This is a genomic window from Pseudaquidulcibacter saccharophilus, assembly GCF_019455445.1.
Taxonomy (GTDB): domain Bacteria; phylum Pseudomonadota; class Alphaproteobacteria; order Caulobacterales; family Aquidulcibacteraceae; genus Pseudaquidulcibacter; species Pseudaquidulcibacter saccharophilus.
The window spans coordinates 469,916-492,033 of the sequence record NZ_JAHWUS010000002.1 but is presented as its reverse complement, the minus strand read 5'-3'; the positions used below and the strand labels follow the sequence as shown (position 1 = coordinate 492,033).

Here is a 22,118-nt window from a genome sequence, read left to right as displayed (position 1 = left end):
GGCGCATTTAATTGCATCAGTCCGCGGAGGCCAGCCAGAGAAGGAAAATTTAATATGGCTTTACCTGAATTCACTATGCGTCAACTATTGGAAGCGGGCGCACACTTCGGTCACCAAACTCACCGTTGGAATCCAAAGATGCAAAAATACATCTTTGGTGAACGTTCAAATATCCATATCCTTGATTTATCACAAACTGTACCTATGTTGCATCAAGCATTGGTAAAAGTTCGTGAAGTTGTTGCTAAAGGCGGTCGCGTTCTTTTCGTTGGTACTAAACGTCAAGCATCTGACCCTATTGCATCATCTGCAAAACGTTGTGCACAATATTATATCAATCACCGTTGGTTGGGTGGTACTTTGACCAACTGGCAAACAGTTTCAAAATCAATTCAGCGTATGCGTGAAGTTGAAGCAATCACTGGCGGTGAAGCACCTGCTGGTCTTACTAAAAAAGAGCTTTTGAACCTTTCTCGTGAACACGAGAAACTAGAACGTTCTTTGGGTGGTATTGCTTCTATGGGCGGTATTCCTGACTTGATGTTCGTTGTCGATACCAACAAAGAAGCAATCGCAATTCAAGAAGCTCATAAACTTGGTATTCCTGTAATTGCATTGGTTGATTCTAACTGTGATCCAGACGAAGTAGATTTCCCAATTCCTGGAAACGATGACGCTGCACGCTCTATCCAATTGTTCTGCGATCTTATTGCTGATGCTGCATTAGATGGTTTGGCTGAATCTCAAGCTTCTTTGGGTGTTGACCTTGGTGAAGCTGTGAATCCAGTTGAAACTGTTGTCGCTGAAGCTGCTGCTGAAGAAATTGCTGCTGCAGTAGAAACTCCAGCACAAGACGCATAATTTTCATAATAGCGGGCTATAATGCCCGCTACCATATTCATTTAACCACATAGAATAGAGGAGACCGGCAATGGCCGAGATCACCGCAGGATTAGTAAAAGAACTACGTGAAAAAACTGGCGTAGGTATGATGGATTGTAAAAAAGCACTTGCAGAAACTGCAGGTGATCTTGAAGCAGCCGTTGATTGGTTGCGTGCAAAAGGTCTTTCAAAAGCTGCTAAAAAAGCTGACCGCGTAGCTGCTGAGGGCTTGGTTGCCGTTGCTGTAAATGGTAAAACTGGTGTTCTTGTTGAGCTTAATGCGGAAACCGATTTCGTTTCACGTAACGAGCATTTCCAAAAAGCAGCAACAACAATTACTGACCTTGCTTTTGGTGCTTCTGATGTTGAAGACCTTAAAACAAAAGCAACTGACAATGGTACAGTTGATGAATATCTTACCAATTTGATTGCAACAATTGGCGAAAATATGACATTGCGTCGTATGAAAAAAGTTGAAGTTGCAAACGGTGTTGTTGCGCCATATACCCACTCTGCAATCGCTACTGGCCTTGGTCGCATTGGCGTTTTGGTTGGTGTTGAAGGTGAAGGCGATGCTACTGAATTAACTGAAGTTGGTCGTAAAGTTGCAATGCACGTTGCGGCGACTGCACCACTTGCGCTTTCTTCAGACGACCTTGATCCTGCTATTGTTGAGCGCGAACGTCATGTTCAAATGGAACTTGCACGTGAATCTGGAAAACCAGAAGCGGTTATCGAAAAAATGATTGAAGGCCGCATGCGCAAATATGAAGAAGAAGTTGTTCTTCTTAAACAGCCATTTGTTATGAACCCTGACCAGACTGTTGAAGCTTTTGTTAAAGAAGCAACCGGTGGTAAAGCAAAAGTAACTGGCTTTGCAATCTTTAAACTTGGTGAAGGCATCGAGAAAAAAGAAGATGATTTTGCTGCTGAAGTTGCTTCTATGACTTCTGGCGCATAATTTAATAAAAATCGGTTTTATAAAGGGCGGTGTGCGTTGCATGCCGCCTTTTTAGCATTCGGTTACTTTAATAAAAATTGATTCATGCTAATAGGGAAAAAATATCGGGGCGATTTAACATGACAAATTCACAAACCATACAAAAGACTAAATGCAAACGTATATTGCTTAAGATGTCTGGTGAAGCTTTGATGGGGCCGAATGCCTTTGGAATAGATCCTGCAACTTGTCTGAGTTTTGCTAAAGAAGTTAAAGAGGTTTACGACGAAGGCATAGAAATTTGCCTTGTTATTGGTGGTGGTAATATCTTTCGTGGTGTTTCTGGTTCAGCGCAAGGTATGGAACGTGCAAGTGCTGATTACATGGGGATGTTGGCTACAATTATGAATGCCTTGGCAATGCAAAGTGCATTAGAAGGAATTGGGGTTCCAACCCGTGTTCAATCGGCAATACCAATGGCAACTGTATGTGAACCATATATCAGACGTCGTGCGCAAAGACATATGGAAAAAGGGCGTGTAGTTATATTTGCGGCAGGTGTCGGAAGCCCGTTCTTTACAACAGATACCGGAGCGGCACTGCGTGCTGCTGAAATGGGTTGTGACTGTTTACTAAAGGGAACTGGTGTTGATGGCGTCTATGAAGCTGACCCGAAAAAAGAACCAGATGCTAAACGTTATGAAGAGCTTTCATATACAGATGTGTTAAGCAAAAATCTTAAAATAATGGACGCTACGGCCATTTCGTTAATGCGTGAAAATAATATCCCAATCATTGTATTCAATATTCGCCATAAAGGCCGCCTGAAAGAAGTGATTGACGGAAAAGGTATTTGCACCACTATACATGGTAAGTAATTTTACATAGATGGAACATTAAAATGAGTGAATTTAATATTAATGATCTAAAACGCCGCATGGAAGGCGCATTATCTTCTCTTAAAACCGAATTCCAAGGGCTTCGCACAGGGCGTGCCAATGCTGGGTTGCTTGATACAATTGAAGTAGATGCCTATGGCTCAACAGTGCCACTGAATCAGGTTGGTTCAGTTTCAGTGCCAGAGCCAAGAATGTTGATGATTACTGCTTGGGATAAGGGAGTAATTGTTTCAATTGAAAAGGCGATTCGTAATTCACAATTAGGGCTTAATCCAATTGTTGATGGACAAACAATTCGTCTTCCAATTCCTCCACTTAATGAAGAGCGTCGTAAGGAATTGGTTAAACTTGCCGGTAAATATGCCGAAACTGCGCGTGTGGCTATTCGCAACGTTCGCCGTGACGGTAACGAAGAGTTAAAAAAACTTGAGAAAGACAAAAAAATTGGCGAAGATGAACATAAGAAACAATCTACTTTAGTTCAGGAAGCTACAGATTCTTTTGTTAAACAAGTTGATACTATGTTAAAGGCAAAAGAAGAAGAAATTATGCAGGTTTAGAAATAGAAATAAATGGCAATTACCTCACCATTACCAAATGAAAAACTTGACGGTGAATTGCCTGCAAATTCATCGGATGAGGTAATTGCGACTGCGCCAAAACATATAGCAGTGATTATGGATGGAAATGGGCGTTGGGCTAAAAATAAATTTATGCCACGTGCATTCGGACATAAAGCAGGTGTAGATGCTTTAAGGCGACTTGTTGAGGCTGTTCCAAATTTTGGCATAAAGACACTATCTGTTTACGCATTTTCGACAGAAAACTGGCGTCGTCCAACTGAAGAAGTTGAAGGTCTATTTGCGCTTTTAAAACAATTTGTCAAAAGCGATTTAGCAAGATTAAAAGCGAATAACGTAAAAGTAATCATACAAGGTCGTCGCGAAGGCCTTTCTGATGAAATACTTAAACTTATCGATATTGTTCAAGATGAAACTCGTAATAATGATAAGCTAAATCTTGTTATTTGCTTTAATTACGGCGGACAGGCCGAAATTATCGATGCAACAAAAAAAATTGCTACTGATGTCAAAAATGGCAATTTGCAAATTGAAAATATCAATGAGAACTTATTTCAAGATTATTTGTTCAATCGTGAAATACCAAATCCAGATTTGATAATCAGAACTGCAGGCGAAAAAAGACTATCCAATTTCCTTTTGTGGCAAAGCGCTTATTCAGAATTTGTATTTCTTGATGTTCTTTGGCCAGATTTTAAAGAAAATGACCTCATAATTGCGTTAGAAGAATATTCTAGCCGAAAAAGACGTTATGGGGGACTTTAGTTTATGAATCAAACTACACCGCCTGTTATTGAGAAAAGTAAAAATAATGAATTACGTCAAAGGGTTATATACTCATTTCTTTTAATGGGTAGTAGTTTAGCTGCCGCAATTATGGGTGGTTTTTTGTGGGCATTGGCCTCATCAATTGTATCCGCAATCATTGCATTCGAATGGTCGATGCTTACTGGGGTATCAAAGCGCGCTAGAAATATTACAACTGCAATTGCAATGGTTTGTGGTTTTGCATTTGTTATTGGTCAAACAGGAATAGAAGTTCTTTCATGTGTGGTTTATATTGCTGCGCTAATGTTCGTTGGTTGGCGTGGTAAGCTACTTGGTGCAATAGCCGGTGCTTATTTTGCTATTTGTGCATTTGCACTCGCATCTTTGCGAATGGATGATGCGAATGGACTTTTATATATTTTTGGCTTGTTTTCAGTCGTGTGGGCAACAGATTCTTCTGCATATGCATTCGGCAGGCTATTAAAAGGCCCCAAATTATTCCCTGTTGTTAGTCCCAATAAAACATGGTCAGGATTTATTGGCGGAATTGTTACCGGAATTGCTGCGGCAGCATTATATTCGGTTTTAGCAAATATTTTTTTAAATCCAGGCAATTTGTTTAAGACGATTGGTAACTGGTCAATGGTGGGTTTGGTATTGTCACTCGCTACACAGATTGGTGATTTAATTGAATCTATGATAAAACGATACTTTGGCGTAAAAGATACGTCAAAACTAATTCCTGGTCATGGCGGGCTTTTGGATCGCATGGATGGGCATCTTTCAGCAGGGTTAGTGTTTAGTATAATTCTAAGCATACCCTTAGTGGCGGCACTATTGAAATGAATTTAAAAACAATAAGTATTTTAGGTGCAACCGGATCGATAGGTTGTTCGACAATTGCGATAATTCGTGAAATAAATAAAAAGCCTAATTCAGATGTGAAATATGAATTAAAGGCAATTACAGCAAATAATAATGTTGATGATTTAATAAAAATTGCAATTGAATTTAAACCAGAGTTCGTTGCGATTGCTGATGAAGAAAAATATTCAGAATTAAAATCAGCACTTTCGCCACATGGTATCAAATGTGGTGCGGGTAAGGGTGCGCTATTAGAAGCAGCGTCCATACAAAGTGATATGGTTATGGCAGCAATTGTTGGCTTTGCGGGATTAATGCCAACTATAAAAGCGGTTGAACGTGGTGCAACAATTCTTCTGGCGAATAAAGAATGCTTGGTAAGTGCCGGCGATTATTTTATGCAAAAGGCCGCACAAAATGCTGCTACAATTCTTCCTGTTGATTCTGAACATAATGCAATTTTTCAGGTTTTGAATAAAAAAAATGTTGAGAAACTAATACTTACAGCTTCTGGCGGACCTTTTTATAATTCAACGCCTGAAGTTATTCAAAATGCAACCCCTGAGCAGGCGTGTAAACATCCGAACTGGAGCATGGGGCAAAAAATTTCTGTTGATAGCGCAACAATGATGAATAAAGGGCTAGAGTTAATAGAAGCCTGTCATTTATTCAAAATGCCCGCAACCAAAATTGATATTCTAATACATCCCCAATCAATTGTTCATTCAATGGTTTGTTATGAAGATGGTTCAGTTTTGGCACAGATGGGTACCCCAGATATGAGGATTCCAATTTCATATTGCATGGCGTATCCAGAGAGAATTAACATATCTACACCACGTTTATCTTTGGCTGATGCCCCTGATTTACAATTCTTGAAGCCAGATACACAGAAATTCCCTGCACTAAGAATTGCACGAGATGCAGCAGAGCAGGGTGGATTGGCATCAACATTGCTTAATGCAGCAAATGAGGTTGCGGTTGAATCATTTTTGAACCGTAAAATTAAGTTTTTCGAGATTGCTGCTATAGTTGAAGATGTATTAAATTCTAAATTTAATTTTTCATCAATTGACAGAGCTGATGATTATGAGCTTATTATTGATTGTGATGATGCAGCAAGGAGAAAAGCGCTTGAATTTGTTGCGATGAGGCAAATGGAGACTGGCGTTGTTAGATAATGGTATGGTTTATTTTCTTCTAAGTGTTTTTTCTTTTCTAATCGTTCTATCAATCGTTGTCTTTGTGCATGAATTTGGGCATTTCCAAGTCGCAAAGTGGTTGGGCGTTAAAATAGATAAATTTTCGCTTGGTTTTGGTCCAAAACTTTTGGGTTGGACGGACAAAGATGGTGTTGAATGGCGTATTGGTGCCTATCCACTTGGTGGCTTCGTGCAGTTCGCAGGCGATAAAGATGGTACATCTTTTCCAGATGAATCTTATGCAATAGCTGATGTTGTTGAAGATAATGAAAAGGGTCATTTCCATAATATGCCGGTTTGGGTTCGTGCCCTTGTAGCGGCCGCCGGCCCGTTTTCAAATTTTTTATTCTCAATATTAGTTTTTGCAACATTGCTTCTATCATATGGTGAAATAATTCATAAGCCAGTGATTGAAATGGTGATGCCTGATGGTGCTGCTTATAAAGCTGGAGTTCTTGTTGGTGACGAAGTTCTTACAGTTAACGGTCAAAAAGTTGATAGTATTCAAGATTTACAGAGAACCATTATTACATCTGGCGGCGAAACGTTAAAATTAGATATTCTTCGCAATAATCAACATGTATATATCGATGTAGTTCCGCAGGTTGTGGCACGTGAAACGCCATTTGGTGACAAAGAGACGCAAGGTGCAATCGGAATTGGTTTGAGTGATAATCCAAAATATAGCTACAATGTAAAATATAACCCTATAACAGCACTTCAAAAAGCCACTGAGAAAACCTATCAGATTATTTCAACACAAGTTAAATTTATTGGTGCCTTATTCCGTGGCGCAATGTCACTTGGTCACTTGAGCGGACCATTAGGAATCGGTCAAAGTGCTGGCATGGTTGCTAAAAACTCAATTGATAGTGTCGGTCACGATGCAGGCGCATTGTTAAAACTTGAGGCATTATCATTAGGCTTAATTCAATTGGCATGTGTTTTATCGGTTGCGATTGGCTTTATGAACTTATTGCCGCTACCAATTCTTGATGGCGGACATTTAGTTTTTTATGCGCTAGAAGGGTTGCGGGGGAAACCTGTTCCACAATCAGTTCAGATTGCTAGTTATAAGGTCGGCTTTGCATGCTTAATGATTTTGTTTGTTTTTGCAACATTTCAGGATATAGAAAGAACGGGGATTTTCCGGGGAATTCATTCTATTGCTGGTATGGGCTGATTTATTGCGGAAAATTAAGTTCAATTGTTATGGTAAATTAGACTACATAAGTTTTTGAAGTGTGAATTCTACACAAAAAACAATGTATAAAATACTAGGCATCTGGCAATATATTGGCTAACAAATGCCAACAAAGGTTATATTTATGGTTTCGCAAAAACGAATAACAATAAAAAAGAGTGCCTACTTGAGCGTAGCGGGCTTTGTTTTATTGGCAAGCAGCATGTCTTATACAGATGCATTTGCACAAGCTGCAAAGAAGAATACTGTAAAAACAAAGGGCAAAGTTGAAAAAGTGCTTCCTGCACAACCTGCGCCTGCTGCTGCTCCGCAGGAGGCGCCTGCGCCACAAAAAGCACCCGACATCATCAAATCAATTGTTGTCGAAGGCAATCAACGTGTGGAAACAGAAACCATTCTTGCATATGTTGCCATTTCTCCTGGCGAGGCATTTGATTCTGAGCGCGTAGATATTTCACTAAAGGCACTGTTTGCGACAGGTTTTTTTGCGGACGTAAAGTTTGAGCAACGCGGCGATGTATTGGCTATTAAAGTTGTTGAAAACCCAACAATTAACCAAGTCTTGTTCGAAGGGCAAAAATCTCTTACAAAAGAAAAACTTGAAAAAGAGGTTCAAATCAAGCCTCGTGCATGGTTTTCTTTAGGGCGTGTTCAGGCCGATAAAAAACGTATTATTGAACTATATAGACGTTCTGGTCATTTTGGCGCGGTAATCACTCCTAAAATTAAAGAATTGCCACAGAATCGCGTGGACTTGATTTTCGAAATACAAGAAGGCGCTAAAACTGGCGTTCGTGATATTAATTTTATCGGCAATAACGCGTTTTCAGACAAAGATTTGAAGGGTGTAATAGCAACACAAGAATCAAAATGGTATAAATTCTTTTCAACCCGCGACAATTATGATCCCGATAAATTAGAATATGACCGTGAAGAATTGACAAAATTCTATCTTAATAACGGTTATTATGATTTTAACATTAAATCAGCTGTTGCTGAACTAACGCCAGATCAAAAAGATTTCTATCTGACCTTTACTATTGATGAAGGCGGTAAATATCGATTTGGTGATATTAAAGTAAATACACAGCTTGATCGCCTTTCAACCGATGCTTTAAAAGCTATTGTCCCGGTAAAAACAGGCAAGCTTTATGTTAAAGACCAAATAGATAAAGCAATTGAAGCTATTACATTTGCGGCTGGTTCAAAAGGCTATGCGTTCGTTGATGTAAGACCTCGTGAAGTTGCAAACCCTGAAAATCATACAGTTGATATTCAATTTGATGTTGATGAAGGGCCACGCGTCTATATTGAACGTATTGATATTATCGGTAACACAGCTACTCTTGATAATGTTGTACGTCGTGAATTGAGAATTTCAGAAGGCGATGCATTTAACCGCGTTCTTATGGATGCTTCTAAAAACCGTATTCAAGCGCTTGGTTTCTTTAAAGAAGTTGATGTTAAAGAAAAGAAGGGCACGCTTCCTGATAGAACAATTGTGGAAGTTAAAGTAGAAGAGCAACCGACCGGTGAATTGGCATTCTCCGTTGGTTATTCGTCTCAAGAATCTTACCAATTTGATATTTCAATTACTGAACGTAATCTGCGCGGTCGTGGGCAGTTTTTCCGCTTCCGTATTGCTACAAGTTATTATACCAAAAATATTGATATCAGGTTTACTGAGCCAAGGTTCATGGGACGCAATATTGCGGCAGGTATTGACGTATTCTCAGTTGAAACAGACTATTTGAATTATGCAAACTTCTTAAGCCGTTCAACAGGTGCAAACCTTCGTGTTGGTTTCCCATTATCAGCGGATAAAAACATAGGGTTACATTATACTTTCCGTCGCGATACAATCGAAGTTCCGAATTCATCGTGTTTTGATAGTACTGGGGCAATTCTTGCAACGGCTGATTCTATTTGCGCATCGGCTGGTGACTATACTACTTCAATGCTTGGTTATAGTTTTGATTGGGATAGACGTAATAATCCTGTTAAACCAACACGTGGCTTCTTTGTTGATGTAAGCCAAGATTTTGCGGGTGTTGGAACTGGCGTTAAATACCTTAAAAACGAAGTATCTGGCGGGGTTTACTACGGAATTATCCCTGGTTGGACGGCAAGTGCAAAAGCGAATGTTGGCTATATTGATGGTTTTGGTGGTGATAAGGTACGTATTACTGACCGCTTCTTTAAAGGTGGCCCATCATTCCGCGGCTTTAAAATTGCTGGTGTAGGCCCACGCCGTATTTATGCAAATCGCGCAATTGTATCAACTGACAGCAATGGGGTGAATACTTATTCAAATGATGTCACGTATACATATGGTGACGCATTAGGCGGCAAGGCATACGCAATTGGTTCATTTGAATTAACTGTGCCAACCCCGTTACCTGAATCTTATGGTATTTCAGCGTCACTATTTACTGATTTTGGCACATTAGGCGTTCTTGATAAGAGCGATAAATATTCTGGTGATGTTGCTGCTGGTACATATGCGACCACAAGAGATGGTATGGCCCTTCGTGCATCTGCTGGCCTTTCAGTATTCTGGACTTCGCCATTTGGGCCAATCAGATTTGACTTTGCATATCCGTTCGCAAAACAAGATTATGACAAAACTGAGAACTTTAGGTTCTCAACTTCAACACAATTCTAGGCTAGATGGGCTATAAATAAATTATTGTTAAGCCACATGCCAATAAATGGAGTATTAAATGAAAAAATTAATTAGCGCAGGTGTAGTTGCATTGAGCCTTGTTGGAACTGGCGCATTTGCGCAGACTGCATCATCTGTTTTGGTTGCAAACCTACAAGAAGTAATTGTTACTACTGATGCAGGCAAAGACATGAACAATAAATTGGCGACAATCGCCAATGCAATGAAGACAGAACTTACTCCTGAAGGTAATGCAATTGATGCAGAAGTTACTCGTCTTGAGCAAACGCCTGCTTCTCAACTACAATCAGATGCATTTATTAAGCAACGTGATGCGTTGAATGTTCGTGCGCAAAATTTTGAACTTAAAAAACGTAAAATTGCTGCGGATCTTCAAGCAACTCGTCAAGATGCCCTTGATAAGTTTCAAACAGCCCTTGATCCAGTTGTAAAATCATTAATGGCTGAAAAAAATGCGACTGTATTGCTTGATTCATCAATGGTAACATATGCGGTTCCTTCAGTTGATGTAACGTCAACTTTAGTTGCCAAAATGAATGCCACAACAAAAACAATCGCTGTTACACGCCAGTCAGTTCCTGTACAAGGTGAAGCACCAAAAGCTGCGCCGCAACCTGCAACTACAACAACAGGCGCACCACTTCCACGTCAGCCTGGTAAAAAATAAAATAAACTATGATTGATAGTCGTTTCTATGATTTTATGCCGCCAATGCTTGCAAAAGATATTGCAAGCCAAATTGGCGGCGTAATTATTGGAAATGAAGAAATCTCGATTTCAAGTGTTACTAGCCTTGATAGTGCACAAATATCAGATTTAACTTATTGTGAAGAGTGGAAGGCAGATGGAAAAATACAAACATCTGCAGGTTTAGTTATTACCAAACAATGCCTTGTTGATAAACTTCCCAAAGGCATTAATGCAATAATTGTTAAATCACCACGTTTTTCATTTGCAAAATTCGCCGCAGGATTTGTTTTAGATAAATATACAACTATTGATTCAAGAACAGATGCAAAAATTGAAACTGGGGCAATTATTGGTGCGGGAACAATTATTGGTAAAAATGTTGAAATTGGTGAAAAATCAATAATTGGCGCAAATTCAATTATTTCTGAAGGTGTAACAATTGGAAGAAATTGCCAAATTGGTTCAGGAGTATCAATTAGCGCTGCCTATATTGGTGATAATGTGAAAATTGGTGCTAATAGCGTTATTGGCAAATCAGGTTTTGGTGTCGTTGGTGGCGATGAAGGCATAATTGATGTCCCACAATTTGGACGCGTTATTATTCAAGATTCGGTGACCATTGGTGCACTTTGTACAATTGATCGCGGAGCGTTTGATGACACTGTGATTGGTATGATGACAAAAACTGATAACCATTGTCATATTGCGCATAATGTCAAAATTGGCAAGGGTGTGATTATGGCCGCATATGCGGGTATATCTGGCTCAGTAGAAATTGGTGATTATGTTATGATGGGTGGTCGTGTTGGCATTGGCGATCATTTTAAAATTGGGACAGGCGCAAAACTCGGGGCTGGATCTGCTGTTTTGTCCGATGTACCTGCTGGTGAAACATATGTTGGCTACCCGGCAAAGCCTAAGGCAAAATTTTTACGCGAAACCATTGCGTTAAGCAGGCTGCTTGATAAGGGAAAAAGATAATAGGGGGACTTTTAATGAGCGCTAATGAAATTATCGATTGCGAAGAAATTACAAATCGCATCCCACATAGATATCCATTTTTATTAGTTGATAGATGCCATTCATATGTTGAAGGCAAGTCGATTATCGGTATTAAAAATGTAACATTTAATGAACCATTTTTTCAAGGGCACTTTCCCAATCGTCCACTAATGCCTGGTGTACTTATTATAGAGGCAATGGCACAGGCTAGTGCTGTTCTAATGAGTAAAACCCTTGATGTGGATATATCCAAGGCTGGAATCATGTTTATGTCAGTTGAAGGTGCAAAGTTCCGCCGACCGGTTCGCCCAGGTGATATTCTTGAAATGAAAATTGATGTGCTTTTAGCGCGACGTAATATTTTCAAATTCAAAGGTCAAAGTATTGTTGACGGTGAACTAGCTTGCGAAGCCGAATGGGCCGCAATGAAGGTTGATTTATAATTAATAGGGGGCCGTAATGGCACAAAATATCCACCCAACTGCTATTATTGATGAAAGTGCCGAAATTGGTGATAATGTCGAGATAGGTGCGTATTGCATTATTGAAGGCAATGTTAAGATTGGGGCTGGAACACGCCTCAGAAATCATGCGCAAATACGTAATTACACCACCTTGGGCGAGGATTGCTATGTTGATTCTTTTGCGGTTATTGGCGGTGCCCCACAAGATTTATCGTATAAAAATGAACCGACTACTTTGGTAATTGGTAACCGCTGCACTATGCGTGAATATGTAACCATGAGTAGGGGCACGCCAAACGGCAAGGGGGTTACCGTTGTTGGCGATGATTGTTATTTTATGGCAAATTCCCATGTTGGCCATGATTGTGTTGTCGGGAACAATGTCATCATGGCTAATTCAGTTGCTTTAGCCGGCCACGTTACAATTGGCGAACGAGTTATATTGGGTGGTCTTTCTGCCGTGCATCAATATTGCCGTGTCGGTCGCCACGCTTTTGTTGGTGGTCTTGCTGCTGTTGTTGCTGATGTCATACCTTATGGATCTGTCGTTGGTGTTCATGCCCATTTGGCGGGATTAAATATCGTTGGTCTTAAACGCCGTGGCTTTAGTCGTGTTCAGATACATGAAATGCGTTCTGCATATCGTATGCTTTTTTCAAATGAAGGCACAATGCAGGAGCGTATTGAGGATGTTTTGGAAAGATTCTCTAATATTCCAGAAGCAATTGAAATTGTAGAATTTGTTCGCGCGGAATCTTCTCGACCAATCTGTTTGCCGCGGGATTAGCCATGGTCAAAGGTTTTGGCAAAATTGCAATAATTGCCGGTGGCGGTCAGCTTCCGATAGAACTTGCCAAAACCTTACAAGCACAGAATAAAGATTTTATAATTAGTCGAATTCGTGGGATTAGCGATGATGCTTTGAGCATTTATTCTGGGCATGATTTGGGGCTCGGTCAATTCGGAAAGCGTTTTGACTTATTAAAAGCCGCAAATGTTAATTCGGTTGTGTTAGTAGGGTACATTAAGCGTCCAGAGTTTTCTAAAATCGGTTTAGATACCTATGGGCTTTCAATGCTTCCAAAAATGCTTTCAGAAGGTAAGAAGGGCGATGATGCTCTCTTGCGTCTATTGGTAAATGAATTTGAAAAAAATGGCTTCTCGGTACTTGGGGTTGAAGACATACAAACCGACTTTATAATAACCGAAGGCGTCATTGGTAAAACATTGCCCAATGAAGAAAATTTATCAGATATTAGGTGTGCTATACCCATTGCACGATCAATTGGTTCGCTTGACATTGGGCAAGGCGTAGTTGTTTGCGATGGAATTACCCTTGCGGTAGAAGCACAAGAAGGCACTGATGAAATGCTAAAGCGCATTGTTTCTCTTCCTGAAAATATTCGCGGCACTATGGATAAGGCAAAGGGTGTTTTATTAAAATGCCCTAAGCCTATTCAGGAAATGCGGGTAGATTTGCCAACAATAGGTATTAGATCTATTGAAAATGCAGCAAGGGCAGGGTTGGCAGGCATCGCATTAGAGGCAGGAAAAGCCATCATTTTAGAACGTGAGAAGGCAATTAAGCTTGCGGATGAAATGGGGTTATTTATATACGGCTTTTCTGAAAAAGATTTGAATGGTGGTTAATATGGCAATACCGAAAAAATTATTGGTAATTGCTGCTGAAGCATCTGGTGATGAATTGGGTGCTGAGTTCATAACTGAAGTTCGAAAATTATCGCCCAATATTGAAATACGCGGCATGGGTGGCCCTAAAATGGCTAATGCAGGCGTTACGTCAGAGGTTTCAATTGATGGATTATCTATATTCGGCATTGTTGAGGCGCTTAAAGCATTAAAAACAGCGGAAGAAAAAGCTGAAGAAATTGCAGAATATGCAGATTATTGGGAAGCTGATACTGCCGTTCTAATTGATTCCTGGGGTTTTAGTGTAAGGGCCGGGAAGGCCTTAAAAAAAGCAATTCCGAATATTCGTCTAATTAAAATGGTTGGTCCGCAAGTATGGGCAACAAGACCAGAACGTGCAAAAAAACTCGCCAAAATTTTTGACGAATTATGGTGCATTCACGACTTTGAACTACCATTCTATAAAGATTTCGATATTAAAGTTTCAGTTATTGGTAATCCGGCATTAGCGCGCGTCAAGGCTACAGACGTATATGATGGTAGTAAGCGTAAGTATGTTGGCTTGTTACCTGGTTCTAGGAATAGCGAAATAACAAAGCTATTACCCAATATGCTTGAAGCTGCAAAAAAACTTAATCAAGTTACTAGATTGCCTTTTCTTTTGGTCGTTGCCAATGGCAAGGAAAAGCTCATTGACGACATAATTAATCAAAGCGGGCTTGCGGATACAAAATGGCTTTTCAAAGTTGATGAAACAATTAAAGAAGCCTCTTTTTTACAAATGCGTGCGGCAATTGCTTGCTCTGGTACGGTTACAACTGAACTTGCAGTAGCAAGCGTGCCAATGGTTATGGGTTATCGTCTTGATTCAATTTCTTATTTTATAGCAAAAACATTTTTATTGAAGACAAAATACGTGAACATAATTAACGTTGAAATGGATGCGGAAATTATACCAGAATTATTGCAAGGTGAATTTTACCCAGACAATATTTTATGGCACTTGGTAAAATTGCTAAAAGACGTCAAGCTTAGAAATAAGCAACTGATGTACCAGAATTTAGCGCTTAAAAAAATGGGGCTAGGTTCGCAACCTGCCGCCGAAGTCGCAGCAAGATTATTGATTAATCAATAAAAAAGCCCCTGAATTCAGGGGCTTTAATAATTTAATCTCTATAGGATTATCTTTTGTCAAACGGAACATAATCACGTTTGGTTGCGCCTGTATAAATTTGACGAGGGCGGCCAATTTTTTGCATTGGGTCTTCGTACATTTCAGTCCATTGAGAAATCCAACCAACTGTTCTCGCAAGAGCAAACAATACAGTAAACATTTCAACAGGGAATCCCATAGCTTTAAGGGTAATGCCTGAGTAGAAATCAATATTTGGATAAAGTTTACGCTCGATGAAATATGGATCAGAAAGCGCAATTTTCTCAAGCTCAACAGCAACGTGAAGCAATGGATCATCTTTGATGCCAACGGCTTCAAGAACTTCATGACAAGCTTTTTGCATAACTTTTGCACGCGGATCATAGTTTTTGTAAACGCGGTGACCAAAGCCCATCAAGCGAACGCCAGAGTTTTTGTCTTTAACTTTTTCAATAAATGAAGGAATGTTGTCAACGTGTCCAATTTCTTCAAGCATTTTTAAGCAAGCTTCGTTTGCACCGCCATGAGCAGGCCCCCATAGAGAAGCAATACCAGCCGCAATACATGCAAATGGGTTTGCTTCTGATGAGCCAGCAAGACGAACGGTAGATGTAGAAGCGTTTTGTTCGTGGTCCGCATGAAGGATAAAGATTTTATCCATTGCTTTTGCAAGAACAGGGTTAACTACGTAATCTTCTGCAGGCACAGCAAAACACATACGCAAGAAGTTTGCAGCGTAGCCAAGGTCGTTACGTGGGCTTATGAACGGCTGTCCCATCCAATATTTAAATGCGCGCGCAGCAAGAGTAGGCACTTTTGCAATTAGGCGGTTTTGAGTAACTTTGCGTTGTACTGGATCATGGATGTTAAGGCTATCGTGGTAGAATGCAGACAATGCACCAACCGCAGCAACCATAACAGCCATTGGGTGTGAATCGCGACGGAAGCCTTCAAAAAAGCGATCAAATTGTGCATGCACCATAGTATGGCGAGTGATTGTATATTCAAAATCTGCAAATTCTTCTTTATTTGGCAATTCACCTTTTAGAAGCAAATAACAAACTTCTAGGAAGCTAGAGTTTTCTGCAAGTTGATCAATTGGATAACCACGGTGCATAAGTACACCAGCATCCCCATCAATATAAGTAATTTGGCTTTCGCAAGACGCAGTAGAGGTAAAACCAGGATCATAGGTGAACATGCCCGTTTCTGCATATAGCTTACGTATATCCAAAACATCAGGGCCGATTGAACCTGAATAGATAGGAAGATCAATTTTTTTACCATTGACTTCTAGCGTTGCACTTCCATTTGGTTTTACTTTGTTTTCCATTCTTATCCCCTAGCATAATAGCATTTTGGCATTCGGTGTATTAAATTTCTAATGCATTTTTAAGACGAACCAGTGTTTCATCTCTCCCCAATAATTCGATAGTCGCGCTTAAATCGGGTGCTACTAACCCGCCAGTTAAGGCGGCACGTATAACCGGTCCAATTTTCCCAAGGCCAACGCCACGGTCTGTCGCGATTTTAGTTATTATTTCACTTATTTGCGTCCTATCCCATTGTTTTAAAGTGTTCAATAGCTCTATTGCAAGTGCAATAACGTTTTTTCCCTCTCCTTCGACTAAAGTTTTAGACTTTTGACTAAAATCGAGAGGAATATTGGCGCGTAAAAAAGCTGTTTGTTCAAGTAGTTCACCAATTGTTTTTGCGCGTTCCTTTAAATCTTTAATTGCTGGTTCAATAAGCTTTATTTTGGCTGTATCAATAATAATGTTATTGTTCTTTGCATATTCAATAATCAAATTTAAAAGTCGTTTATCGTCTGCAAGTTTTATGAAGTGCGCATTTACCACACCAAGTTTAGTAAAATCTAAACGCGACGGACTTTTTCCAAGTCCAGATAAATTAAATATTTTTGACGCCTCATCAAGATCAACAATATCCAAATCACCATGTGACCATCCAAGACGTAATAAATATGAATCCAAAGCTTCTGGTAAATAGCCCATATTTTCGTATTCATTTACCGCAAGTGCACCGTGGCGCTTAGATAGTTTTTTGCCATCTTCGCCGTGAATAAGTGGTATATGGGCATATACAGGTCTTTGCCATCCCATTGCATCAATAATTACTGATTGGCGTGCTGCATTTATTAGATGGTCATCGCCACGAATAATATAGGTTACTCCCATATCATAATCATCAACAACAACTGCCAACATATAGGTTGGAGTACCATCGGTACGTAATAAAATCATATCATCAAGGTTTTTGGCAATTGTTTTGACTGGGCCTTGAACTTTATCATCAATTATAATTTCAACATCTGGATCAGGGGCGCGAAGACGAACAACAAATGGCTTATCAAGCGTTTCTTTATTATCGCGATACGGTGAGCGTAATGCGCGACCCTCTGCAAATGCTTTATTACGTTCAATCTCTGTTTCTTCTGCTGTCATATAGCATTTGAATGCAGCGCCCTTTGCCATCAATTCATGTGCAATATCGGCATGGCGGTTAGCGCGTTCCGACTGATACACAATATTGCCATCATGCTTTAACCCTAGCCATTCCATACCGCTAATGATTGCATCAACGGCTTCTTGGGTTGAACGCTCTTTATCCGTGTCTTCAATGCGCAAAAGGAATTTACCATTATTGCGTTTTGCGAATAAATAGTTGAACAATGCAGTGCGTGCCCCGCCGATGTGCAAAAAGCCAGTAGGGGAAGGGGCAAAGCGAGTTATTACATTTTCGATATTGTTGTTTTGGTTCATGCAAAAAGAATCCGGTGATACATCAAATAAGCGATTGCAAGTTGACTACTTGCGGCATGATGTTGCTTTAGCAGACAATGAACAATTTAACAGTCCCAAAAATGCAATTTTGTATTTTGTAAATAATATTTTAGAAAAGAGCGAGATACAGAAATTAAGCAGTCGAATTAGCCTATTTTTGCCTATTGCATATGGAGTTGGTGCATATTGTGGTTTTGAATATTTAAACATAATTCCAACCTATATCTCAGCATTTATAAGTCTTATATTTTTAACAACATTGTTTGTTTTGAGAAATGGAAATTTTACACGTATTTTGCAATTTATCCTGGTATTTGTACTTGGAATATTTGTTTCTGCTATACGTTTAGAATTAGTATCAACAAACACCATTCATCAAAATATAAAAATAAAAGAGCTAAGCGGAATAGTAGTTGATTATGACAGAAACTATGATGAACTACCACGACTTACATTAAAGCCTGACAAAATTGATGGTTTGGATAATGATAATTTTCCACAGAAAGTGCGAATAAATTTAGTAAATGAAGGCGATTTTAGAATTGGGCAAAAAATCAAATGTACACAAGGATTTCTGACGCCACCAACAGGAAAATTTCTGCCAAATTCATATAATTTTGCCAGAAAAATGTGGTTTAAAAAAATCGGCGCCATAGGAAACTGTAAACAGATTATAATTATTGATGAAGGTTCAAATGCGCTTGGCAAGTTTGATTATTTTCTAATAAAATTAAGAAAAAATGCTTCTGAAGAAATTTCTCAAGGAAAAATTGGTGGTGGTTACGGTTTACTTACCGCACTGGTAACAGGTGACCGCGCCTATATTTCGTATCCAGAAACTCAAGTAATGCAAATATCTGGATTGGGGCATATTATATCCATATCTGGGCTACATGTTGCTTTGGTTGGCGGTATTGCTTTTTTCTTAATGTCAAAAATACTATCACTATTTGAGAATATTGCACTTAGAGTTGATGTGCGTAAAGTTGCTGCGGGAATAAGCATATTAGTATCATTGATATATGTTGTTTTTACTGGTGCTGAATCGCCTGCCGTGCGTGCATTTTTTATGTCTTTAGTTGTTTTGGGGGCCGTTATATTTGACAGGCGGGCAATTAATATGCGTGGTCTTGCAGTTGCGGCGTTCTTTATTATAACTTTCGTACCAGAAAGCGTTTTTGATACCGGTTTTTTAATGAGCTTTCTGGCGACTATGGCACTTATTGCATTATGGGATGCCATAAATGTTCGCAAATTTTATAAAGATATACATCCTGTTTCCAAAATAATGGTTTGGTTTGTTGGTTCTTTATTGGTTAGTTTAGTCGCAGGGCTTGCAACCGCACCATTAGTCTTGAATAATTTTGGACGAATAAACCAATATTCGGTAATTGCTAACATGCTTGCCGCACCGATAAATGACTTTATTATTGGGCCGTTTGCATTATTAGCAAGCTTTACGTCTTTATTAGGTATTGCAAAACCATTTTGGGTAATAGCCGCATGGGGTTGTGAACTTCTTATAAAAATATCTCAATTCATCGCTAAATTGCCATTTGCGGATTCGCAATTTAATAGATTGAATAATTTATCTACTATTATTTACGTTATTTCAATAACTTGTCTTTGTTTGTTAAACTCGAAAATTCGTTATATTTCGTTTGTGGGTTTTGTAATCGGGACAATTCTTTGGTGGTATCAACCTACGCCAGTTTTGCTAATTGCAAAAAATGGTGTTGCTGTTATGGCTGTTGAAAATGAATATTACGGAAGAAACCGCCTTTGTTATATTAAGGGGGGTGGTTTTTATGCAAGACAGATGATTAGTTATGCAGCGTTAAACAAAGACGAACGAGATATTATGGCCAATATAGTTGATAAAAAATACATAAATTCATGTTCTTTACGCGGCGGTGATTGGGAGGCGCATTATATAAAATTTAAAGGATCTGAACCTTTGCTATCATTAACCTACGATAAGAGAAGTTATGGCTTTAATACAGAAAATGCCCCAAATGGGGCAATCCTTTATCGTTATGGATGGCAACTGCAACTAGATCAGCCAAAGGCAAGTAATACGCCTTGGGGAAAATAATATTTGCTAGTATTTACGGTATAATGATACCAAAACACCTTGAATACGAACTTGATCTGGACCAAAAATTCTTGTTTCATAACGCGGGTTTGCGGCCTCAAGGGCAATAGATTTACCGCGCTTACGCAATCTTTTAAGAGTTGCTTCTTCTTCGTCAATTAACGCAACAACGATGTCGCCAGTTTCTGCGTTATCTGTACGTTTCAATATTACAATATCACCCTCAAGAATGCCTGCTTCAATCATTGAATCGCCGCGGACTTCTAATGCGAAGTGGTTTTCAGGACTAAGTTCTTCTTGTGGAGCTAGAGTTCCAATTTCATGTTGAATGGCCGCAATAGGTACACCGGCTGCTATTTTACCAAGTATTGGAATTCCCAACTTAGGGGCGCCAATAATATCTTTATTATTTGTCGCGATAACAGGTTTAAATCCTTGTTTTTGTGTTGGTGCAGTAGTTGGGCTATTGGGAAGCTTAACAACTTCCAACGCACGTGCACGGTGAGGGAGGCGATGCAAAAATCCACGTTCTTCAAGAGCAGAAATCAAACGGTGAATACCAGATTTAGATGCCAAGTTAAGCGCCTCTTTCATTTCTTCAAAAGAAGGCGAAACCCCGTCTTTTTTCAAACGATCGTTGATAAATAATAATAATTCTTGTTGTTTAGAGGTTAACATCAAATTCCCCATTATTGATTCTAACTAAAATATACTTATTCTAATTAATGAATCGAAATGAACATATAAAGAACGTTCTATCTATGTTCTGATATTTTGTAAAGTCAAATTGCAAATAAAATGTAAATTCCAGAATTTTATCTTATTTAATGAAATGTGTTTTTGCCATTTTGTTAAATTAGGTTTATCTGGCTTATATGAAAGTTAGATTTGCCCCTTCGCCAACCGGGAAACTACATGTTGGCAACATTCGTGTCGCTCTGATGAATTACCTTTATTGCAAAATCAATAAAGGTCATTTTTTGTTGCGTATTGATGATACAGACTTTGTCCGTTCTACCAAAGAATTTGAGAATGGCATTTATGCCGACCTTGAATGGCTTGGAATTAAATGGGATTCATTGGAACATCAGTCAAAACGCGGTGAAATTTACGATAAAGCACGCGATGATTTAATTGCTAAAGGACTTTTGTACCCTTGCTACGAAACTGCTGAAGAGCTTGATAAAAAGCGTAAGATTCAGACTTCTTTGGGTAAACCACCAATTTATGACCGCGCTGCACTTCAACTAACCGCTGAAGAAAAGACTAAGTTAGAAGCCGAGGGACGCAAAGCTCACTGGCGCTTTAAATTAAGTGGTAATCGTGTTTTATGGAATGACTTGGTACGTGGTGAACAAACCGTAGATACTTCATCAATGTCTGATCCAGTGCTTATTCGTGAAGATGGTGCTTATTTATATACATTGCCTAGTGTTGTTGATGATGTTGAACTTGGTATTTCACACGTAATAAGGGGCGAAGATCATGTTACCAATACTGGTGCACAAATTGAAATTTTCGAAGCTCTTTCTGGTACACGCCCTGAATTTGGACATTTTCCCTTACTAGTTGGCAAAGACGGTGAGGGGTTGTCGAAGCGCCTTGGCTCTTTATCAATTGAATCAATGCGTGGTGATGGCGTTGAACCAATGGCAATATTGTCGTTATTGGCGAAGTTAGGTACTTCTGATGCTGTCGAAGCAGTTTTAAGCATTGATGATTTAATTGGAACATTTGATTTTGCAAAGATTGGCCGTGCACCAGCGCGCTTTAACCCAGAAGATGTTACTAGGCTTAATTCGCAACTATTACATATAACTGAATATGACGCTGTTAAGTCTCATCTTGCGGAACTTGGCTGCGATCTTGGCGTGGATTTTTGGAATATTATCCGTGGTAATTTGCACAAAATCTCTGATGCTAAAATATGGGCGCAAGTAATTAGTGGTGAAATAGAACCTGTTATAGAAGATGCAGAGTTTGCAAACGCTGCGGCTGCATTGGTTCCAGACGACATTAAAAGTGATACATGGTCTGGCTTTGTAGCTTCGGTTAAAGAAAAAACTGGTAAAACTGGTAAAAATCTTTTTATGCCACTACGACTTGCTTTGACTGGTCAGGCACACGGGCCTGATATGTCACAAATCTTTGCATTAATCGGTTCTGATAAAGCGAAGAAACGCCTTTCTGGTAATAAAGCTTAGTTTAATATTTTGAATGATATAGGCTTTAGT

Annotated in this window: 20 protein-coding genes; 17 read left to right on the top strand and 3 right to left on the bottom strand. The window is 39.3% G+C overall.

Translation table 11 applies throughout. The annotated features are described in order from the left end of the window. Positions 1-54 precede the first annotated feature (54 nt). From rpsB to lpxB, 15 genes are all read left to right on the top strand, one after another. Positions 55-861: a 30S ribosomal protein S2 gene (rpsB, locus tag KXV15_RS08075; protein ID WP_240007662.1), complete on the top strand. Its 807-nt coding sequence runs from the start codon at positions 55-57 to the stop codon at positions 859-861. A gap of 70 nt (positions 862-931) precedes the next feature. Then, positions 932-1,843 carry a translation elongation factor Ts gene (gene tsf / locus KXV15_RS08070; protein WP_240007661.1) on the top strand — a complete coding sequence of 304 codons (912 nt, stop codon included), beginning with the start codon at positions 932-934 and terminating at the stop codon, positions 1,841-1,843. Between the two features lie 119 nt (positions 1,844-1,962). After that, complete coding sequence (gene pyrH, locus KXV15_RS08065) at positions 1,963-2,700, top strand: UMP kinase (RefSeq protein WP_240007660.1); 738 nt, start codon at positions 1,963-1,965, stop codon at positions 2,698-2,700. Positions 2,701-2,723: 23 nt separating this feature from the next. Then, on the top strand, positions 2,724-3,281 hold the full coding sequence (frr, locus tag KXV15_RS08060; RefSeq protein WP_240007659.1) for a ribosome recycling factor: 558 nt from the start codon (positions 2,724-2,726) through the stop codon (positions 3,279-3,281). 12 nt (positions 3,282-3,293) lie between these two features. Beyond that, positions 3,294-4,067, top strand: a complete 774-nt coding sequence (locus tag KXV15_RS08055; RefSeq protein ID WP_240007658.1) for an isoprenyl transferase — start codon at positions 3,294-3,296, stop codon at positions 4,065-4,067. A 3-nt stretch (positions 4,068-4,070) separates the two neighbouring features. After that, a complete protein-coding gene (locus KXV15_RS08050; RefSeq protein ID WP_240007657.1) occupies positions 4,071-4,916 on the top strand; it encodes a phosphatidate cytidylyltransferase in 846 nt (281 codons plus the stop codon). Next, the gene (gene dxr / locus KXV15_RS08045; RefSeq protein WP_240007656.1) at positions 4,913-6,115 is read left to right on the top strand and encodes a 1-deoxy-D-xylulose-5-phosphate reductoisomerase; all 1,203 of its coding nucleotides are present in this window, start codon (positions 4,913-4,915) and stop codon (positions 6,113-6,115) included. Before KXV15_RS08050 ends, dxr begins: the two co-directional genes overlap by 4 nt. Then, on the top strand, positions 6,105-7,319 hold the full coding sequence (locus tag KXV15_RS08040; RefSeq protein ID WP_240007655.1) for a M50 family metallopeptidase: 1,215 nt from the start codon (positions 6,105-6,107) through the stop codon (positions 7,317-7,319). The genes dxr and KXV15_RS08040 overlap by 11 nt, the downstream gene beginning before the upstream one ends. 223 nt (positions 7,320-7,542) lie before the next feature. Next, complete coding sequence (bamA, locus tag KXV15_RS08035; protein WP_240007654.1) at positions 7,543-10,005, top strand: outer membrane protein assembly factor BamA; 2,463 nt, start codon at positions 7,543-7,545, stop codon at positions 10,003-10,005. A 58-nt stretch (positions 10,006-10,063) separates the two neighbouring features. Next, positions 10,064-10,693, top strand: coding sequence for an OmpH/Skp family outer membrane protein (locus tag KXV15_RS08030; protein ID WP_240007653.1), 630 nt, complete (start codon positions 10,064-10,066; stop codon positions 10,691-10,693). An 8-nt stretch (positions 10,694-10,701) separates the two neighbouring features. Next, positions 10,702-11,697: a UDP-3-O-(3-hydroxymyristoyl)glucosamine N-acyltransferase gene (lpxD, locus tag KXV15_RS08025; RefSeq protein ID WP_240007652.1), complete on the top strand. Its 996-nt coding sequence runs from the start codon at positions 10,702-10,704 to the stop codon at positions 11,695-11,697. A 14-nt stretch (positions 11,698-11,711) separates the two neighbouring features. After that, positions 11,712-12,161: a 3-hydroxyacyl-ACP dehydratase FabZ gene (fabZ, locus tag KXV15_RS08020; protein WP_240007651.1), complete on the top strand. Its 450-nt coding sequence runs from the start codon at positions 11,712-11,714 to the stop codon at positions 12,159-12,161. A gap of 16 nt (positions 12,162-12,177) precedes the next feature. Then, positions 12,178-12,969: an acyl-ACP--UDP-N-acetylglucosamine O-acyltransferase gene (gene lpxA / locus KXV15_RS08015; protein WP_240007650.1), complete on the top strand. Its 792-nt coding sequence runs from the start codon at positions 12,178-12,180 to the stop codon at positions 12,967-12,969. Between the two features lie 2 nt (positions 12,970-12,971). Further along, positions 12,972-13,832, top strand: coding sequence for an LpxI family protein (locus KXV15_RS08010; RefSeq protein ID WP_240007649.1), 861 nt, complete (start codon positions 12,972-12,974; stop codon positions 13,830-13,832). A gap of 1 nt (position 13,833) precedes the next feature. Next, positions 13,834-14,967: a lipid-A-disaccharide synthase gene (lpxB, locus tag KXV15_RS08005; RefSeq protein WP_240007648.1), complete on the top strand. Its 1,134-nt coding sequence runs from the start codon at positions 13,834-13,836 to the stop codon at positions 14,965-14,967. A 46-nt stretch (positions 14,968-15,013) separates the two neighbouring features. Here lpxB and gltA read toward each other — a convergent pair whose 3' ends face one another. Continuing rightward, positions 15,014-16,318, bottom strand: a complete 1,305-nt coding sequence (gene gltA, locus KXV15_RS08000; RefSeq protein WP_240007647.1) for a citrate synthase — start codon at positions 16,316-16,318, stop codon at positions 15,014-15,016. A 40-nt stretch (positions 16,319-16,358) separates the two neighbouring features. Further along, positions 16,359-17,768, bottom strand: a complete 1,410-nt coding sequence (gene gltX, locus KXV15_RS07995; protein WP_240007646.1) for a glutamate--tRNA ligase — start codon at positions 17,766-17,768, stop codon at positions 16,359-16,361. On the opposite strand from gltX (KXV15_RS07995), the gene KXV15_RS07990 reads away from it, so the two are divergent. After that, positions 17,767-19,884, top strand: a complete 2,118-nt coding sequence (locus tag KXV15_RS07990) for a ComEC/Rec2 family competence protein (RefSeq protein WP_240007645.1) — start codon at positions 17,767-17,769, stop codon at positions 19,882-19,884. The two genes, gltX (KXV15_RS07995) and KXV15_RS07990, sit on opposite strands and share 2 nt — an antisense overlap. Before the next feature lie 6 nt (positions 19,885-19,890). Here the strand turns inward: KXV15_RS07990 and lexA are convergent, their stop codons facing one another. Next, positions 19,891-20,562 (bottom strand): transcriptional repressor LexA, encoded by a 672-nt coding sequence (gene lexA, locus KXV15_RS07985; protein ID WP_240007644.1) that lies wholly within the window; start codon positions 20,560-20,562, stop codon positions 19,891-19,893. Positions 20,563-20,759: 197 nt separating this feature from the next. Between lexA and gltX (KXV15_RS07980) the strand changes: the two genes are divergently transcribed. Next, complete coding sequence (gene gltX / locus KXV15_RS07980; RefSeq protein ID WP_240007643.1) at positions 20,760-22,088, top strand: glutamate--tRNA ligase; 1,329 nt, start codon at positions 20,760-20,762, stop codon at positions 22,086-22,088. Positions 22,089-22,118 lie beyond the last annotated feature (30 nt).

Coding starts and splice junctions, on each gene's coding strand:
- tsf (WP_240007661.1), top strand. CDS start 932: ATGGCCGAGATCACCGCAGGATTAGTAAAAGAACTACGTGAAAAAACT.
- lexA (WP_240007644.1), bottom strand. CDS start 20,562: ATGTTAACCTCTAAACAACAAGAATTATTATTATTTATCAACGATCGT.
- bamA (WP_240007654.1), top strand. CDS start 7,543: ATGTCTTATACAGATGCATTTGCACAAGCTGCAAAGAAGAATACTGTA.
- lpxB (WP_240007648.1), top strand. CDS start 13,834: ATGGCAATACCGAAAAAATTATTGGTAATTGCTGCTGAAGCATCTGGT.
- KXV15_RS08050 (WP_240007657.1), top strand. CDS start 4,071: ATGAATCAAACTACACCGCCTGTTATTGAGAAAAGTAAAAATAATGAA.
- KXV15_RS08055 (WP_240007658.1), top strand. CDS start 3,294: ATGGCAATTACCTCACCATTACCAAATGAAAAACTTGACGGTGAATTG.
- lpxD (WP_240007652.1), top strand. CDS start 10,702: ATGATTGATAGTCGTTTCTATGATTTTATGCCGCCAATGCTTGCAAAA.
- gltX (WP_240007646.1), bottom strand. CDS start 17,768: ATGAACCAAAACAACAATATCGAAAATGTAATAACTCGCTTTGCCCCT.
- lpxA (WP_240007650.1), top strand. CDS start 12,178: ATGGCACAAAATATCCACCCAACTGCTATTATTGATGAAAGTGCCGAA.
- KXV15_RS07990 (WP_240007645.1), top strand. CDS start 17,767: ATGCAAAAAGAATCCGGTGATACATCAAATAAGCGATTGCAAGTTGAC.
- dxr (WP_240007656.1), top strand. CDS start 4,913: ATGAATTTAAAAACAATAAGTATTTTAGGTGCAACCGGATCGATAGGT.
- pyrH (WP_240007660.1), top strand. CDS start 1,963: ATGACAAATTCACAAACCATACAAAAGACTAAATGCAAACGTATATTG.
- fabZ (WP_240007651.1), top strand. CDS start 11,712: ATGAGCGCTAATGAAATTATCGATTGCGAAGAAATTACAAATCGCATC.
- gltX (WP_240007643.1), top strand. CDS start 20,760: ATGAAAGTTAGATTTGCCCCTTCGCCAACCGGGAAACTACATGTTGGC.
- KXV15_RS08030 (WP_240007653.1), top strand. CDS start 10,064: ATGAAAAAATTAATTAGCGCAGGTGTAGTTGCATTGAGCCTTGTTGGA.
- rpsB (WP_240007662.1), top strand. CDS start 55: ATGGCTTTACCTGAATTCACTATGCGTCAACTATTGGAAGCGGGCGCA.
- frr (WP_240007659.1), top strand. CDS start 2,724: ATGAGTGAATTTAATATTAATGATCTAAAACGCCGCATGGAAGGCGCA.
- gltA (WP_240007647.1), bottom strand. CDS start 16,318: ATGGAAAACAAAGTAAAACCAAATGGAAGTGCAACGCTAGAAGTCAAT.
- KXV15_RS08010 (WP_240007649.1), top strand. CDS start 12,972: ATGGTCAAAGGTTTTGGCAAAATTGCAATAATTGCCGGTGGCGGTCAG.